The organism is Cellulosilyticum sp. (assembly GCF_982396655.1).
The window spans coordinates 38247-55811 of the sequence record NZ_CEVXFV010000015.1; the positions used below are offsets into that span (position 1 = coordinate 38247).

General features: G+C 35.1%; 16 protein-coding genes and 2 riboswitches. Of the genes, 5 read left to right on the top strand and 11 right to left on the bottom strand.

Features of this window, described 5'->3' with window-relative positions:
* Positions 1-97: 97 nt before the first annotated feature.
* Positions 98-224: riboswitch (SAM riboswitch) on the bottom strand.
* Between the two features lie 109 nt (positions 225-333).
* From AC1VAQ_RS08505 to AC1VAQ_RS08520, 4 genes are read right to left on the bottom strand one after another with little or no spacing between them, the layout of a single operon-like run.
* Positions 334-1233: a MetQ/NlpA family ABC transporter substrate-binding protein gene (locus tag AC1VAQ_RS08505; protein ID WP_303244062.1), complete on the bottom strand. Its 900-nt coding sequence runs from the start codon at positions 1231-1233 to the stop codon at positions 334-336.
* Positions 1234-1262: 29 nt separating this feature from the next.
* Entirely contained in the window at positions 1263-1919 is a 657-nt protein-coding gene (locus AC1VAQ_RS08510; RefSeq protein WP_302598038.1) for a methionine ABC transporter permease, read from the bottom strand.
* Entirely contained in the window at positions 1916-2935 is a 1020-nt protein-coding gene (locus AC1VAQ_RS08515; RefSeq protein ID WP_302598039.1) for a methionine ABC transporter ATP-binding protein, read from the bottom strand. Before AC1VAQ_RS08515 ends, AC1VAQ_RS08510 begins: the two co-directional genes overlap by 4 nt.
* A 12-nt stretch (positions 2936-2947) precedes the next feature.
* Entirely contained in the window at positions 2948-4105 is a 1158-nt protein-coding gene (locus AC1VAQ_RS08520; protein ID WP_302598040.1) for a pyridoxal phosphate-dependent aminotransferase, read from the bottom strand.
* Between the two features lie 103 nt (positions 4106-4208).
* Positions 4209-4323: riboswitch (SAM riboswitch) on the bottom strand.
* Positions 4324-4508: 185 nt separating this feature from the next.
* Between AC1VAQ_RS08520 and AC1VAQ_RS08525 the strand changes: the two genes are divergently transcribed.
* The 5 genes from AC1VAQ_RS08525 (at position 4509) to AC1VAQ_RS08545 (ending at position 10874) form a co-directional block, all read left to right on the top strand.
* Positions 4509-5825 (top strand): hypothetical protein, encoded by a 1317-nt coding sequence (locus AC1VAQ_RS08525; protein WP_302598041.1) that lies wholly within the window; start codon positions 4509-4511, stop codon positions 5823-5825.
* A 112-nt stretch (positions 5826-5937) separates the two neighbouring features.
* The gene (locus AC1VAQ_RS08530) at positions 5938-7023 is read left to right on the top strand and encodes a trans-sulfuration enzyme family protein (RefSeq protein WP_302598042.1); all 1086 of its coding nucleotides are present in this window, start codon (positions 5938-5940) and stop codon (positions 7021-7023) included.
* A gap of 77 nt (positions 7024-7100) precedes the next feature.
* Entirely contained in the window at positions 7101-8711 is a 1611-nt protein-coding gene (locus AC1VAQ_RS08535) for a pyridoxal-phosphate dependent enzyme (protein WP_303244061.1), read from the top strand.
* A gap of 247 nt (positions 8712-8958) precedes the next feature.
* Positions 8959-10032, top strand: a complete 1074-nt coding sequence (locus AC1VAQ_RS08540; protein ID WP_303244060.1) for a TFIIB-type zinc ribbon-containing protein — start codon at positions 8959-8961, stop codon at positions 10030-10032.
* Positions 10029-10874, top strand: coding sequence for a TPM domain-containing protein (locus AC1VAQ_RS08545; protein WP_302598047.1), 846 nt, complete (start codon positions 10029-10031; stop codon positions 10872-10874). Before AC1VAQ_RS08540 ends, AC1VAQ_RS08545 begins: the two co-directional genes overlap by 4 nt.
* A gap of 279 nt (positions 10875-11153) precedes the next feature.
* Here AC1VAQ_RS08545 and AC1VAQ_RS08550 read toward each other — a convergent pair whose 3' ends face one another.
* The 7 genes from AC1VAQ_RS08550 to AC1VAQ_RS08580 form a co-directional block, all read right to left on the bottom strand.
* Positions 11154-11732 carry an NUDIX hydrolase gene (locus AC1VAQ_RS08550; RefSeq protein ID WP_302598048.1) on the bottom strand — a complete coding sequence of 193 codons (579 nt, stop codon included), beginning with the start codon at positions 11730-11732 and terminating at the stop codon, positions 11154-11156.
* A 48-nt stretch (positions 11733-11780) separates the two neighbouring features.
* Entirely contained in the window at positions 11781-12101 is a 321-nt protein-coding gene (locus AC1VAQ_RS08555) for a hypothetical protein (protein WP_302598049.1), read from the bottom strand.
* A gap of 105 nt (positions 12102-12206) precedes the next feature.
* The gene (clpA, locus tag AC1VAQ_RS08560) at positions 12207-14483 is read right to left on the bottom strand and encodes an ATP-dependent Clp protease ATP-binding subunit ClpA (RefSeq protein WP_302598051.1); all 2277 of its coding nucleotides are present in this window, start codon (positions 14481-14483) and stop codon (positions 12207-12209) included.
* Between the two features lie 2 nt (positions 14484-14485).
* Positions 14486-14785: an ATP-dependent Clp protease adaptor ClpS gene (locus AC1VAQ_RS08565; RefSeq protein ID WP_302598053.1), complete on the bottom strand. Its 300-nt coding sequence runs from the start codon at positions 14783-14785 to the stop codon at positions 14486-14488.
* A 450-nt stretch (positions 14786-15235) separates the two neighbouring features.
* Positions 15236-15598 (bottom strand): hypothetical protein, encoded by a 363-nt coding sequence (locus tag AC1VAQ_RS08570; protein ID WP_479903798.1) that lies wholly within the window; start codon positions 15596-15598, stop codon positions 15236-15238.
* The gene (locus AC1VAQ_RS08575; protein ID WP_302598056.1) at positions 15595-16872 is read right to left on the bottom strand and encodes a DUF1576 domain-containing protein; all 1278 of its coding nucleotides are present in this window, start codon (positions 16870-16872) and stop codon (positions 15595-15597) included. Before AC1VAQ_RS08575 ends, AC1VAQ_RS08570 begins: the two co-directional genes overlap by 4 nt.
* Before the next feature lie 136 nt (positions 16873-17008).
* Entirely contained in the window at positions 17009-17377 is a 369-nt protein-coding gene (locus AC1VAQ_RS08580; RefSeq protein ID WP_302598058.1) for a hypothetical protein, read from the bottom strand.
* Positions 17378-17565 lie beyond the last annotated feature (188 nt).

Below are 17565 nucleotides of genomic sequence, written 5' to 3' on the forward strand. Positions count from 1 at the left end.
AAAATCCCTCCAATTCATATAGTCAGTCTTTTTTAAGGAATAAAAGAAAAAACTACTTTCTTTGATAAGAAAGCAGTTTCTAAATATCAGATATGCTCTCTCATCTCTCAAATCATTTATGTTTTTATAACTGATTTGTAGGAATTAGCACCTTTGAATTATACGTCTATAATTCTGGTTGCCGGGCTTCACAGGGCCAGTCCCTCAGCCTCTCTAGATAAGAAATAGTTTTATTCATTTTTAATTCCTAGTTATCTTATATGTTTAGAAGTATATTCCTAGATTTTAAAATTGTCAATACATTTCAAACTATTTTTATAAGTTTTATAATATTTATTGTATCTGCCATTTTTGTGTATACCAATCCGGCTTTTGGAAACTGCTAAACTCATAATCACTGCTCTCAATGACATCTTTAAAACCTTCTGACTGTACAACCTCTAAAATGTCTTTTACGAATTGGCTATCTATATCCTTCGTTTGAACAGCAATAACATTCTTCATTTCTTCTGCTAATACCTCTTTGTAAATAGCTGAATCTAAATCGATTCCTGCTGATAGCGCATAATTACCTGGTATAGCTGCTAAATCTGAGCTTTGTAATGTTCTTGGAAGCTGAGCGGCCTCTACTGGTGTAATCGTTAAGTTGAGTGGATTATCCTTTATATTTTTTTCACTAAAACTTGTAACATCTACAGTTTCATCAATAGTTAATAAACCTGCATTTTGTGCTTCCTTTAATGCACGTCTTAAGTTGGTTACATCATTAGGTACAGTCAAAGTCGCACCTGTTTCTACCTGTGAGAGATCTGTATATTTATTTGAATAAATGCCTAGCCCTACTGTTGGGATATTAATTAAGTTACTTAATTCTAAGCTATGCTCAGTTTTAAAATTCTCAAGGTATATACTATGTTGAAACATATTGGCATCTACTTCACCTTTTCCTAATGCTAAATTAGGCTGTACATAATCACTAAACTCAATAATTTCAACCTTATATCCTTTTTCCTCAAGTCCTGGTTTAATGGCGTACTTGATCATATCACCATAAGGGCCAGGGCAAGTTCCAAATTTGATTGTATCCTTGCTGTCTCCTGTATGATTGGTAACAGTGGCAGCATCACTATTTGTTGCATTGTCACTACTTACACTTTGTGCTCCGCATCCTGTTAAAATTCCAAAGCCTACTACTGCTAATAATCCTAATTTATAAATTAAATTTTTTCTCATACTTATCCCCCCATATTTCATTCACTTTTCTATTTTTTACTTACACTTACAGCAATCTTTTCACCGATTACTTGAATCAGTTGCACAACAACGACTAATAATACCACTGTAATCACAAGTACATCCGTTTGATAGCGTTGATAACCATAACGAATTGCGAGATCTCCAATACCGCCGCCACCAACAGTTCCTGCCATTGATGAGTAGCCTATAATGCTAATTAGCGTAACTGTAATAGCTCTAATAATGCCAGGTAATGCTTCAACTAAAAGTACATCAAATACAATATCCTTCAAACTAGCCCCCATAGCTAGCGATGCTTCTATAACCCCTTTGTCTATTTCTGCAAAAGCCCCTTCCACTAATCGTGCTAAAAAGGCTATGGCTGCTACAGTTAAAGGCACTGTTACAGCTGTTGCACCAATGGTTGTACCTAGTATTAAGTTGGTTAAAGGATACAGTAAAACTAATAAAATAATAAAAGGTATTGAACGAATAACATTAATCACTAAACCTGAAATTGCATTGATTGTTTTATTGGGGTGCAAAAGTGGTGAAGCTGTAATATATAAAACAAGTCCTAATAAGGTCCCTGCTACTATGGCAATAACCATTGAGATACCCACCATCAAACTAGTTTCCTTGGTTGCAATCCATAATGCTTCAATTAACTCATTTAAATTCATGCGACTTCACTCCCCTTTTCTCTAATGATTTCTATATCTTCAGTGTTAGACCGAATATATCTAAGTGCCTCATCTACAGCATTATTTTCCCCTGTAATACTAACAACTAATGTGCCAATTGGTCTTTCCATGATGTATTCAATACGCCCATGTAAAATATTTAAAACCACCTCATAGTTTTTGCTGGCATAGGCAATAATGGGTTCAATGCTTTTATCTCCTTTGTAAATAAGCTTGATGATTTTGCCTTGAGTTTGTGAAATAATTTCTTCTGGAATATCTAATTGTGTTTTAACTAATTTCTTTGTAAGTTCTGCTTTAGGATTGGCAAAGACTTCATAAGTTGTCCCTTTTTCAATAATTTCACCATGACTCATTACTGCTACTTTAGTAAATAAATTTTTGGCGACTTCCATTTGATGTGTGATGAAAACAATAGTAATCCCCAATGACTTATTTATTTGCTTTAAGATATCCACAATTTCCACAGTTGTCTGTGCATCAAGTGCAGATGTTGCTTCATCACAAAGTAGAATTTTAGGATTTGTTGCTAATGCCCTCGCAATCCCCACACGTTGTTTTTGCCCACCACTTAAACTAGCTGGGTAAGCATTGATTTTATCCTTTAACCCCACCAATTCAAGTAATTCTTCAATGCGTGCCTTACGTTTTTCCTTAGGGTACTCTTGTACTTTAAGTGCAAGCTCTATATTTTGCCCTACTGTTTTTCTAGAAACTAAATTAAAGTGCTGAAAAATCATCCCTACCTTTTTACGCAGCTCTCTAATTTGGCTATTATTTAATGCTGTAACATCTTCATTATCTACGAAGATATGACCAATTGTAGGTTTCTGCAAACCATTAATTGTTCTAACTAATGTACTTTTTCCAGCACCACTGCCACCTACAATGCCATAAATATCTCCTGCTTCAATATGAAGTGAAACATCTTTTACTGCTACAAACTCCCCATCTTTTTGCTTAAATGTGACGCTAACATTTTCAAATCTAATCATAAGCTCCCCTCCTTAAAAGTGTTTTCTAATATGTTGCAATCTCCCTAATGCGCTTTCTAATGTTTCTGGTTTCTTCGCATAATGGAAACGGATATAACGATTGACATCTTCTTTAAAGAAACTAGATCCTGGTACGCCTGCTACACCTACTTCTTTTATAAGCCTTTCAGCAAATTCGTTATCAGATGCCATGCCAAACTCTTCAATATCTACCATGACATAATACGCACCTTCTGGTTTGAAATAACGAAGCCCTATGCTATCTAAGCCTTTTAAAAACAACTCTCTCTTTTCGGTATAAATTCTAGTGAGTTCCTCATAATAGTCATCTTCAAATTTAAGTCCTATTGCCGCAGCTCTTTGAAGTGGTGCTGCTGCTCCTACTGTTAAAAAGTCATGTACCTTTTTACATTGGTCAATAATTTGCTTAGGTGCTATCACATAACCAAGTCGCCAACCTGTGATTGAATAAGTTTTCGAAAGCGAACTACAAGAAATGGTACGTTCAAACATTCCTGGTAATGCTGCAAAATAAATATGTCTATATGGTGCATAAACAATATGTTCATATACTTCATCTGTAATAACATAGGCATCATATTTCTCCACAATTTTTGCAATGTCTAAAAGTTCTTCTTCTGTAAACACCTTGCCTATAGGATTAGATGGATTACAGAGAATAAGTGCCTTAGCCCCAGCCTTAAAAGCATCTTCTAAGGCATCTCTGTCAAAATCAAATGTCGGTGGCTTGAGTGGAATATAAATTGGCTGTGCACCACATAAGATGGTATCTGCTGCATAGTTCTCATAAAATGGTGAGAAAATAGCAACCTTATCTCCCACCTCACAAATGGACATCATTGCAGTCATCATTGCTTCTGTACTTCCACAAGTTACAACAATATTTTCATTTGGATCAATTTTAATCCCCATAAAGTGTTCTTGCTTTTTGGCTAATGCTTCTCTAAAATCTTGTGCCCCCCAAGTTACCGCATATTGATGGGGCCCTTCTATTGCTGCACGTTGTAATTCTTCAATTATTTCTTTAGGCGGATCAAAGTCTGGGAAACCTTGTGCTAAATTAATTGCCTCATACTGATTTGCAATACGTGTCATCTTCCTAATTGTTGACTCCTGAAATCCATCTAATCTATGACTAAGCTCTAACATTATAATTTCCTCCTCACTGTATACTCAGTATTTTCTTAAAGAAAATACAAAAAGCTGCCTTCTTAAGATAAGAAAGCAGCTTTCATTAAAGTGATACTTTACCTTCTTATCTGTCAAACCCACCTATGAGTTTGCTGGAATTAGCACCTTAAATAATTTTTTATTATTCAGGTTGCTGGGCTTCGTCGGGCCAGTCCCTTTGCCTCTCTAAATAAGAATCTCTTGCTATTACCGAGTTTTTTAATATGTTTAGTAGTATATATATAATTTTTTATAAAGTCAATAATATTTTAATATTTTTTATTTTTTGTACTCATCATCATCCTCTATGCCTCACCGGGTTACAATTTTTTCCATATTGCATATATTATAAGTAGTCATTTATCTTAAAGGACTGATAATTATGCTCAAACATCCTTTTGAACATCAACTTTCCTCAGCACTTAAACAATATAATTACTTCGTTCAAAAAGATTACTTAAACAATCTAAATTGTGCAACCTTATGCCATTGTACTGACGAGCAAGACTCTATCTTGCTCTTTAAAATAAATAAATTTTCTGCCTCAACTACTTCTAACTTTTTCACTTATGTTTTCAATGCACTTGCTACACTTACGACAACTATTGGTTTCATTTTAGAAAATACCAATGGTACGCTTAACTTTTATGTGGGGTTAGATGTTGCAGACTCTACCACAATAAGTAGTGAAATTTTTGTTCAAGGCTTTCTTGCTACTTTTCCAGATAGTGAAATAACATCCTTTAGCCAGCAAGATTCTAAGAACTTATTATCTGACCTATTAGATCCAGATAATTTCTCGGCTATTACTTCTACCATTGTCATTCCTAATAATACCGATTCTACTATTTCTCCTATCCTTCAGCATCTTACCGCACTTCTTACTTCTGAAAATTATGTTGCTCTATTTCTTGCAAATCCTATGGGCCTTTGCGAAAATGAAGATTTACTTGATACATTAACCTGCCTCTTTAATACCTTATCTCAATTTCAGCAAGCAAATCTTAACTGTTTTAAAGGAGTAGCTCACAATAAATCTTGTACACTTGCAACCAATCAGAGTTCAAGCTGTAGTAAGTCTTGTACAAATACAGATAACTGTAGCCACGGTTCTAGTGCAGCTGCCTATACTAACATTTCCCCCTCTACTTCAGTCCCCTTAGGCGATAGTTGCCGTACAGTTAATATAAGCACGACTTTCAATCATGCAGCTAGCACTAATCAAGGTACTTCTCACGCTACTGCTAACTGTAATACTAATGGTTGTTCTGAGGGAAACTCAGAGTCAAAAATGGATGCTACTAATCTTACGGATAATACAACCATTATCTACTCCAAGCAAAATAAAATAGCTATGGATGCACTTGCACGATTAACTGCTCTTATTGCTAGGCTTACTGCAAACAGTAATAATCCATTATTCTCATTTAGCGCTTTCTTTTTAGCACCACTTACTTCAACTTCAATCCGAGCAGGTTACACTTATGCCGGCTTAGCTAAAGATCCTACACTGAATCTAGAGCCTGCCTTTGTTACGACTTGGTCTAGTAATCACGCCATCTATTTACCTCTACTTAATAACCTTAAACACTTCCATATACCTCACTTTAACCTCCCCTGTCTCTCTAAGTCCTTTAAAGCTTGTACCCCCATTACTTCAACTGAGCTTTTAAATACCTTTTACAAGCCCTCTTCTTAAATTTTTAAATCCCTACTAAAAAAATATATTTACTTTGATTTAAATTGAGCATATAATATATCTAAATTCAACAACAATTCTAACTATTATTATTTATAAAGGGGGATTTATCATGAACTTTAATTCTAAACTCGTCCATGGGGGTATATCCGAGGATGCCACAACTGGTGCTGTTAGTGTTCCTATTTATCAAACCTCTACTTTTAGGCAAAGTAGTTTAGGACATCATAAGGGCTATGAATATTCTAGAACAGGTAATCCTACAAGGCATGCCCTTGAAAAACTTATTGCAGAACTTGAGGGAGGTGTTGCTGGTTTCGCCTTTGCTTCAGGTTTAGCTGCTTTATCAACTGTACTTATGCTTTTTAAAGCGGGAGATCATATTTTAATCTCTGATAATGTGTATGGGGGTACCTTTAGAGTAGTTGATAAAGTTTTTGTTAATTTAGGACTTACGTATACTTTGGTTGATACTTCTAATCTAGATGAAGTAAAATCAGCTATTACACCTAATAGCAAAGCTATTTTCATTGAAACACCAACCAATCCACTGATGAAATTAACAGACCTATCTGCTATTAGTTTACTTGCTAAACTTCATGGCTTACTAACAGTAGTTGATAACACCTTTTTAACACCTTACTTACAACGTCCTATTAAATCTGGCATTGATATTGTCGTTCATAGTGCTACGAAATATTTAGGTGGTCATAGTGATGTAGTGGCCGGTTTAGTAGTTGTTACAACCAATGAACTTAAAGAACGTATTGGCTTTTTACAAAATGCTGTTGGTGCCATCCTTGGACCTCAAGATAGCTGGTTACTTATGAGAGGCATTAAAACGTTAGCTGTTCGTCTAGATAGAGCTCAAGAAAATGCGCAGAAAATCGTTGCCCTTCTGCAAACTTTACCTGAAGTCAAACGCATCTATTATCCTAATATAGGTGCTATGATTTCCTTCGAATTGGATACAGCTGAACGTGCTAAAAAACTTATTAATAATGTAAAACTCATTGCCCTAGCTGAAAGTTTAGGTGGCGTTGAAAGTCTTATCTGCTTACCTGCAGCGATGACACATGCTTCTATTCCTGTAGCGCAAAGAGAAAAATTAGGAATTAAGGATAGTTTGCTTCGTCTATCTGTAGGTATTGAAAGTGCGGATGACCTTATAGAAGACCTTAAACAAGCACTCCAATAATTTTGTTTTAATAAGTTTTTCTCCTATAAATGATTTTTCATAAACTCAATTTGGGTAATCGAAAGGATGGTGCAATTATGCAGTATATTAATGATATTCGTGAACTTGTTGGGCATACCCCTCTTTTAAAACTTAATAATATTTCTCCTAGTGAAGACATTCATATATTTGGTAAACTTGAATACTTTAATCCTGGCGGTAGTGTGAAAGACCGCGTGGGGCTCAAAATTATTGAAACAGCTGAAAAACAAGGTTTACTCAAACCTGGTTATACCATTATTGAAGCCACTGCCGGTAATACTGGCATTGGCCTTGCATTAGCTGCTTTTGAAAAAGGCTATCACCTTAAGTTAGTTGTTCCTGCTAAATTTGCTGTTGAAAAGCAAATTTTAATGCAAGCCTTAGGTGCACAACTCATCGTAACGCCTACTGAAGAAGGTATCGAGGGAGCAGTTAAAAAGGCTAAAGAACTCTCTGAGCAAATTCCAAATTCCTTCATGGCAAAGCAATTTGATAATCCTGCTAATTTAGCAGCTCATAAACAAACCGGTAAGGAAATCTACGAGGCCTTAGATGGACAGATTGATGTTCTGGTTGCTGGGGCTGGTTCAGGTGGCACACTTATTGGTATTGCTTCTTATTTAAAGGCTCAAAATCCTAATATCAAAATCGTTCTTGCTGACCCTATAGGCTCTATTTTAGGTGGTGGTGAAGAAGGAACTTATCATATCGAAGGTATTGGTAATCACTTTATCCCTTCTATCTTTGATAGGCATTATATTGATGAAGTAGAAAAAATTTCTGATGAAGAAGCTTTTTATTATGTTCAACTTCTAGGTAAAAAAGAAGGTGTCCTTGTCGGTTCTTCTTCTGGTGCAGCCTTAGCTGCTGCCATGAAGCAAGCTTATAAATTACATGCTAAACATCCTACTCCTTCTTCTAAACCATTTAATATTGTAACTATCTTCCCTGATCGTAGCGATCGCTACTTTAGTCAAAACCTTTATAACTTTGATATGAATCTATCTGACTTTAGGTTTAACGATCTTTTTGATAACTGGGCAACCCATTATGATGAATCTGTATTTGCTAAAAAAGGTGAGTACTATGAGGTATTTGAAAACTATGAAGGCATTCTTGAAGCTACAGTGGATGCTATTAACTTACCTAGCGGTGCTACCGTTTTGGATATTGGTAGTGGTACAGGTAATTTAAGTATTACTGCTGCAAAAAAAGGATATGAAGTCACAGCTATTGAACCTAATCTTAAGATGCGACAAATTGCTTCCTCTAAATATCCTCTTATTCCTGTTCAAAATGGCAGCTTCTTAACATTGCCTATCCCTGACCATAGCATTGATGCCATTATTTCTAGTTATGCTTTCCATCACCTTTCAGATGATGAAAAAGCCAAATCTGTCAAATTCCTTGTAACCAAGCTTACTTCTAGAGGCAAAATCATCATTACGGACACTATGTATGAGACACCTAAAGTAGGTGAACAACTTCTTAAAGAAAGCTTAGATAAAGGTGCTACAGCTCTTGCAAATGATTTAAAAACTGAGTTCTATACAACCCATGATGTACTTAAACAAATACTTGAAGATGTTGGCTTTAAAGTTTCTTTTAAAAAGCAAAATAAATTTGTATGGATTCTTATTGCTGAAAGATATAGTGAAACCAACTAAAGCCTTAAAATATACATGTACGTAAGTTGTTTTCTCCCAATGATGTCACATTGCTAAAGACTATGAATAACTAAAATTTATAAATGTGAAATCTATAATCCGACTCACATTATTACTTGAAATTTACAATAATAGTAAATCTTTTATCCTATTATTCACAATTATAGACAGGTGTGATATACTTCTTTTAATATTTAAAGCTTGCTCATTTATAAATACTAATGAGCTTATTGAAGGAGGTTATCATTTGTCTGTTATTACCTATAAATGCCCTAACTGTGGTGGGCATTTAAACTTTGACCCTGATAGTCAAATGTCAAAATGCGATTTTTGCCTCAGTACATTTACAAATGAAGAACTAGAAAAACTTTCAACTAAAGCAGTTCACTCTGAAGATGCTAAAGAAATTATTGAAGATGCTAGTGATGATACAGATAAAAAGCAAGATGGTGAACCATCTTTACTTTATACTTGCCCAAGTTGCGGTGCCGAAATCATTACAGATGAAACTACATCTGCTATGATTTGTTGCTACTGTCATAACCCTGTCGTGTTTTCTAAGCAACTTGAAGGGGAATTTAGACCTTCTAAAGTCATTCCGTTTAAACTCAGCCGGGACCGTGCCCAAGAAGCTTTCATGGCTTGGCGTAAAAAGAAAAAATTCTTACCTAATGATTTTTCATCACCTTCGCAACTAGAAAAAATGGCTGGTCTCTACATTCCTTATTGGCTTGTAGATTGTGATACCTCCGGTAACTTAAGCGCACGTGCCACAAGAAGTTCTTCTTGGATTTCTGGAGATTACCGTTATACCAAGACAGATGAATATGCTATTTATCGTGAAGCAAACATGGCGTTTAATCATATTGCTCATGATGCTTCAAGTAAAGCTGATGATCAGGTCATGGATAGTATTGGCCCTTTTAACTTTAACGAGCTAACGGACTACTCTCACTCATACCTTTCTGGTTTCTTAGCCGAAAAGTATGATGTAGATAAAGATGCTGTTTATCCTGAAATCAAAAAACGTGTTGAAAAAGCCGTTACGGTTACACTTCGTGAATCTATTCATGGTTATTCTAGTGTCATTGTCAACGGCTCACACGTACGACTTCATAAAACACGTTTTCATTACACATTAATGCCTGTATGGATGCTTACTTACCTTTATAAAGGGGAAACTTATATGTTTGCTATGAATGGGCAAACTGGTAAACTCTATGGGCGACTGCCCCTAGATAAAGCTAAGGTATTCAAATTCTCTGTCCTTATCTTCCTAATTACATTCATTGTTTGCTTTATAGGGGGGATATTCATATGAGAAAATCACGTAGCTTTTTAATCAATTTTTTCTGTTTATTATTATGTTTTACAATGTTTGTGCCTACTTTATTTGCAGCACAAACAACTAAAAAGACTAGTTCACAAAGGGTTTTTGATTATGCTTCTCTTTTAACAGGAGATGAAATTGAAGGTCTTGAAATCAAAATTAATGAAATCGAACAAACTTATAATCAAAATATTTATATCTTAACTACAGATGATGCTGAAGGCAAAGCTACTCAAGCCTATGCAGATGATTTCTTCGAGAACTTTGGTTTTGGACATAATGATAAGACAGGTGTTTTACTCCTCATTGATATGGATAATCGTCGCGTGCATATCTCTACTTCGGGCACAGATATTTCATATTTTACGGATGCACGTATTCAACTTGTTATTGATAAGTTTTATGATGAACTAAGAGCGGGTGAATACTATAACGTAGGTAAAATCTTCTTAAAACAAGTGGAAGCTATTGTTTCCAATCCTATACCTAGTACGACTACTGAAAAAACATCTCTTCCTAGAGCGCCACTTGCAATGGAAGATTATCTATTAAGAGGTGGAATTGCTACACTTATTGCATTTATAGTTTCTATGATTACTTACTTTGCAATTTGTCATAGCTATACACATCCACGATTTACACAACCTGTTATTGCACCAGATCGAAGTTCTGTGCATTATACAGATAAAAAAGATATGTTCGTGCATACACATACTACTAAAGTCCGCATTAGAGATGATTCCAATTCCGGTGGCGACGGATTTGGTGGTGGAAGCTCTACACATACCTCTAGTGGTGGTGGTACTTTTGGCGGTGGTGGGCGTGACTTTTAAAGTATCTTTAAGGTCGGGTGACAAAAAAAGATATCGACTAAGGTCCGTTGGTGATTGGGTGAGGTACTGGCTACACCTCACCCAATCACCAACTTTTAATCGATACCCTTTTTGGGCAACTTTGGCGAAGAGGTGGAAAAGAAAAGTTAACTCATTAACTTATTCCCTGGAGAAAGGTAGCCTTGCTACTTTATAAAAACTACTTTATAAAAAAAGCCTCACGAAATTATGAATAATTTCGTGAGGCTTTTTTTATTATGCTATTTTAAGGTTTGTTTTTTATAATGCCTTTGAAGCTGCGTGTTGGTGGGCTTTTTTGATGAGTTTTTTGTAGATTTCTACGATTTGTGGTTCGTTGCAGTGGGTTGCAATCTCATCTAGTGTGAGCCATTTGACACCACTATTTTCGGCTTCGTTGATGTGGAGCTGTTCGTTTTCATCTGCTATAAGGATGTAGGCTACTGAGAGGTGCATATGTGTTGGTACATAAGCGCCTTTTTTTACATGGCCCCATACTGGCAGGATATCAAGGCTTGCCATTTCTGGCATGAGTGGCTCGATATTTTGTACGCCAGTCTCTTCTCTTGCTTCTTTGAGTGCTACATAAAGTAAGTCATCATCTCCATCTGCATGCCCACCTGTCCATGCCCATGTTTGATATATATTATGATGTACCATAAGTACCTTGTCTAATGTTTTATTCATGATAAAACCTGAGCTTGTAAGGTGCCCTAACTCATTTTCTCTTAGCAGTATGTTATATGGGTAGTCCTTAATATATTGTAAGATAACTCTTTTCTCTGCTGCTTCTTGCTCATTTACAGGCTTATATGCTGTAATTTCATCAATATAGTTCATTTATTTTCCTCTTTCTTTGTTCCTAGCTCTGCGCATTATTTCATATTCTTAGCTACAGCTATGCCATTCTTCATTTTGTGCCAAGCCATTATTCTTCATAATATATTCCGTATTTTGTATGGCCTCATCAATGGAATTTAACTTGCCCTTTGCCTTACTGTTTTCTTTACGCCTTGATTCAAAGAAAAGAAAAGCCAAATTTTTAATGGGTAAAAGCCATAAGTCCAAATTATAGAGAGTAGTCCCTATATTTATGCAAGTAGCCTTCTTATTTTTACTCTTCTGCCTAATCTCACGAATAATTTCTAGTACTTCTGAGCTTGTTCCAACTTGTAGACGACCATTTTCATACATAATATTATATATCACCCTGTTCGCACTCCTTTATATAATACCCTTTACTTTATGTTTATGCATTAAGTCATTATTGTATAAGCTTTTATTATATAAATTTTTATTGTGCGAACTAATTTATTACTTAAATGATAGCTTGAATTTTTTATCCACTACTGTTATCTTACAGCTTCCACCATCTACTAATTGACCAAATAAAATTTCATCTACTAGAAGTGGTTTAAGTTCATCTTCAATAAGTCTTGCAATTTCTCTTGCACCAAACTCTGTGGAGATACCCTTTTCTGCAATATACGTGATACATTTTTTATCAAAGGTTAATTGGATATTCTTTTCTTTAAGAATTTCCTTAAATTTATTTAACTCTTTTTTCGCAATGAGCTTTGCCATTTCTTCATTAATATGATTAAAGACAACAACGCTACTTAATCTATTTCTAAACTCTGGTGTAAATACCTTTTTAACCTCATCTTGAATAGCTTCTCCTTCCATTGTTCTTTCACCAAAACCTACAAGTTTCTTACCAATTCTAGATGCACCTGCATTAGACGTCATAATTAAAATAACATTTCTAAAGTCCGCCTTTCTACCTTGGTTATCCGTAAGAGTTGCATAGTCCATGACTTGTAATAAGATATTAAAAATATCTTGATGTGCCTTTTCTATTTCATCTAAAAGTAATACACAATAAGGTGTTTTACGAATAGCATCCGTTAATAATCCGCCCTCTTCATAACCTACATACCCTGGTGGTGAACCAATAAGTTTGGAAGCTGTATGTTTCTCTGTGTATTCACTCATATCAAAACGAATTAGTTTAACACCTAACTCATTAGCTAAACATTTTGCAATCTCTGTTTTACCTACACCTGTTGGCCCTACAAACAGGAAGCTTGCCACTGGTTTATTGCCATCGCTAAGCCCTGCCCTAGATAGTTTAATAGATTTAACGATTTGCTTAATGGCCTGATTTTGACCGAAGATTTGCCCTTCAAGTACACCTTCAAGTTGTTTAAGTGCTGTTACTTCTTTCTTCTCTACTGTTTGTTTTGGAATATGACAAATCTTAGAAAGTGTTTCTTGAATCAGCTCTACATCAATGACCTTCTTCTTGCCTTTTTTATCTTTAACCGTATTACATGCTCCTGCCTCATCAATAAGGTCAATTGCCTTATCTGGCAAAAATCTATCATTAATGTATTGATGACTTAATTCTACTGCTGCCTTAATCGCTTCATCTGTATAAGTGACGCCATGATATTTTTCATAATGCACTTTAAGTCCATTTAAAATTTCTATCGTCTCTTCTACACTTGGTTCCTTCACTTCTATCGTCTGAAATCTTCGTACTAGGCCTTTATCCTTCTCAAAGTACTTTTTATATTCTTCATAGGTTGTCGCACCAATGAACTTAATATGCCCATCTGTTAAATAAGGTTTTAAAAGATTAGATGCATCTAAAGAGCCTGCTCCTAATGCACCTGCTCCTACAATATTATGAATCTCATCAATATAAACAATTGGCTTATCTAACTTTTTAATAGTATCTAATATTTTTTTAAGACGTTTTTCAAAATCCCCACGATATTGTGTGCCTGCAAGAACACTTCCTAAATCCAATTCAAAGATTTGTGCACCCTTTAATAAATCTGGTACCTTTCCTTCATTAATGCGCTTTGCAAGCCCTAATGTGAGTTTAGTTTTACCTACACCAGGTTCACCTACATGAATAGGATTATTCTTTTGTTTTCTGCACAACACTTGAATCGTACGAATGATTAAATCTTCACGCCCTACCAATGGTTCATCCGTTTTCTCTGCTTCTTCATTTAAGTTTCTTATATATTCTTCAAAGCCTGATGGCATTGCATCTTCTTCATCTTCTTCAGCTTCTTCTTCCGCATATTCTGCTGCAGTAGATTTAGTTAACTCACCTTTACTATTTTTAACGAGGCTTAAACTATGTTCTTTTTCCTCTTCTTCTAAATGACAAAGGTCAAAAAGTAAGTCCCTTTTCGTTACACCTTGTTCTAAAATATAATAAACCCCATAGCTTTCTGGTAAATCCATAATAGCTGCTAATAAGTGATCAAATTCAATCTGATTCTTACCACTATTAATCACTTGTTCTGTAGCTCTTAAAAGGGCTTGCTGTAAACTAAAGCTCTCCACAGGGTCTACATGTTCTACTTTATCCATATTTTCGTCTAAATAAGCTGCTATATTGTTTCGAAGTACATTTATATCCCCACCACAACTCTCAAAAGCTTCTTTAAAAATCTTTTGACCACACATTACCAAAATAATATGTTCAGGTGTAATGTATTCGTGCCCCAATTTAGCTGCTAATTCATTAGCCTGGGCAATAATTTTGCCCACTAATGCTGATATATACATATTTACACCTCTTCTACACTAAGTTTAAATGGAAAACCTTCTTCCTTTGCCCACGCCATAGCTGTTCCAGCTTTAGTCATGGCAATATCATATGAGTAAATTCCCGCTACGCCGCTACCATTCTTGTGAACCTCTAGCATAATCTTATTAGCTTCCTCAATCTTCTTATTAAAAATTTGTGTTAATACTTCTACCACGAATTCCATTGTTGTATAGTCATCATTATGCATCACTACCTTGTATTGTTTAGGCTTCTTCACTTTAGCTTTACTTTTCTGACTTACTACATGTTTTGGTTCCATATTCATTCCTTCCTTACTACTTACATTCTACTCTCATTTTATCACAAAACACAAAAAAATGGGCATCATGAACCTAGTTCCCTAGTATTTCATAACACCCATCTTAAACCATTATACTTAGCACATTCTCTATTTTCTTCTACTCTTGAATTAACTCATTCTCTATTTTTTTGCTCTTCAATTAACTCATTACTTTTTCTTTTTATATCTAATGTATAAAAAACCTAGCTGAGACAGTGGGGTACCGCTAGTCTACCTTCGAGCGCTCGGTTTATCGCGCTGTAATCTGATGCTGGTCTTAGTGAAGCGATTTAAAGCGTTTTTAGGTGGAGCGTCCAAACGAAGTGTGTTTTCCACCGTTGCTTTGAATCACAAACTTAGAGCAGCACAGATTGCGGAGAGTGTAGCTAGCAGTGCCACACTGTCTCAGCGGCCCTTTTTATGACACCGTTAAATGTACATATTTTTCTTTAGTTCGATTGTTACGTAGCCGCCTTCTATTGTTACCTTCGCCTCATCTACCATCATGCCTATGAGTAATAGTTGGCTTGTTTCACCTGGATCCCCTGAACCTGCTAGTTCCCAGTATATATCCTCGATACCTTCATTTTTTTGTTTTTGTAAAGATTTTTCCATTCCCTCTAACTTATGGGCACAATTGTCACTATAATTAGACCTAAACGAAATAATAGCTTGGTTTTCTACTTTCTTTATGTTGGAGCTTATATCATTCCCACCTATTCCAAAAAAGAATATAGTTAGCTCTTCCACAATTTTAGCTATTTTTTTTTCGTCATGTAGCATATCTGTCATCTCCTAATATCACCACTGGTGAACTTTTTCATAAAACTTTCCAATAATGGTATCATTATTATAGCAACAAATCCTGCTGCAAATCCATTATTATATAAATTTAATCCTAAATACATTTGAGTCGTCGATGTCACTATAGAAGTATGCAGTATGCCTGCAATGATTCCTGCAACAAGTCCAAATTGCCCTGCAATCGGCGCTAAACTTGAACTAAATAATGCTGCTAATTGAATAGATGGCATTGCTGGTGTGAAAATTTTTATCTGAGCGGCAATATATACACCTAGCATACATGGTATAAAGTTTTTCATATGTACCCCGAAGGCTCCAAATCCAAATACCGTAAGAATACCACCTACTACTGGCCCTGATAAGTCGCCACCTATTAGTAATATATAAGTTAAACCAACGCTACCTACCGCTGCCATATTCATTAGTGTATTGCCTATACCATCCATTAGAATAAAATCCGCAACCGCACGCCCTGGGTGACGATGGATTTTTAACATACTCTTAATTTGTCCTTTGTTAATCCATGCCCCATAGCAAAAAGTACTTATAAAATATCCATATAATACTAATACAAGCCATACTGGTCTACCTTCTTTCCAGATAAACACGGATTCACTCTCTAGTCCAAAAGCCTTTAAAATGCTCACAATTGCAAACCCGAGTATTCCTGCCGAAAAGCCTACATTAAATAAACTGTAACCCATATGCATGGATGCCGTATGCATAGATAATGACGGCAATATAAATCCAATTAATATACCTATTAATATTGCAAACACCATATTAACAGCAGTAGAAAATGGTAATAAATATACTATTTCTGTTACTAGGGGGGCTAAACATGTTCCAAATAATCCTGTATATACATATCTGCGTACACTTACACCTTGCATTCTGGCATAAAGCATTGTCCCTATTAAAATAGGGATAACATTAATTGGATTTTTACCAAATAACCCAAAGCCTGCATTAATAAAGAATACGGCCAGTGTTAACCCTGTAATTGGTACATTTAACTTACACATAATAACAGCTACAGCTATCATCATAAGAGCACCGTTAAAAAATGCCGCACCATAGTTTGTTAACTCAAAATAATCCGTTATAAGTGCATCCCTTGAAATAATAATTTGCTTCATACCTTCAAAAATCTCTATAGGTGAATTGACGCAAAATGCTAATCCTATAAAAAATATAATCGTTATTATAAAAAACCTCTTTAATTGCTGTTGTTCTAATTCATTTACTATCTTGTCACTCATCGGTCACTTCCTTTCCTATTATATCGCCCTTTCATTTTACTTGAGACGCTAGCCTTTATGCAAGTTTTCATACCTCTTCTATAAAAAACAGGTATCATTTGCATTAATAGTTCTGTAAATGATACCCGTTTATATTTTATTTTTTTACTGTCGTATACTTTGATAAGTAGTCTATCAGTTTAGGTAAATCCTCTTTTTGAATTTGATTTTTATAAAAATTTACACCTGAATAACGCCCACTATAAATAATAATTGTATGCTTCTTAATGTCTACATCTGTAATACTGCTTTTTCGAATATTTACCTGCCTACCTAACCTCTTAATAATAAACTCACTATCTGTAATCTCAATTTCTCTTACCCATAAGCAGGTTAAATAAAATACAAGCCATAAAATGAGTACGGTAAGTACTCTTTGCCATGCACCTGCCCATATACTTGCAATTACCATTATTGCACTAAATCCTAACACTATTTTTCCTTCACCATTACCTCTAACTTTCATGAGTGTATTGCCCCTTTCTCTCTCTATGGGTTTCTCTTAATCTTAAGCCTTACAATGATTTATTGATTGTTTTGTATTTTTAGTATACCATAAATATATTTAAATTTTATGAATTTGTTATATTTATTTTTCAAATCCTTTTATATAATCTTTTAATATCATAAAAGGGTATGTTATGAAATCGATTA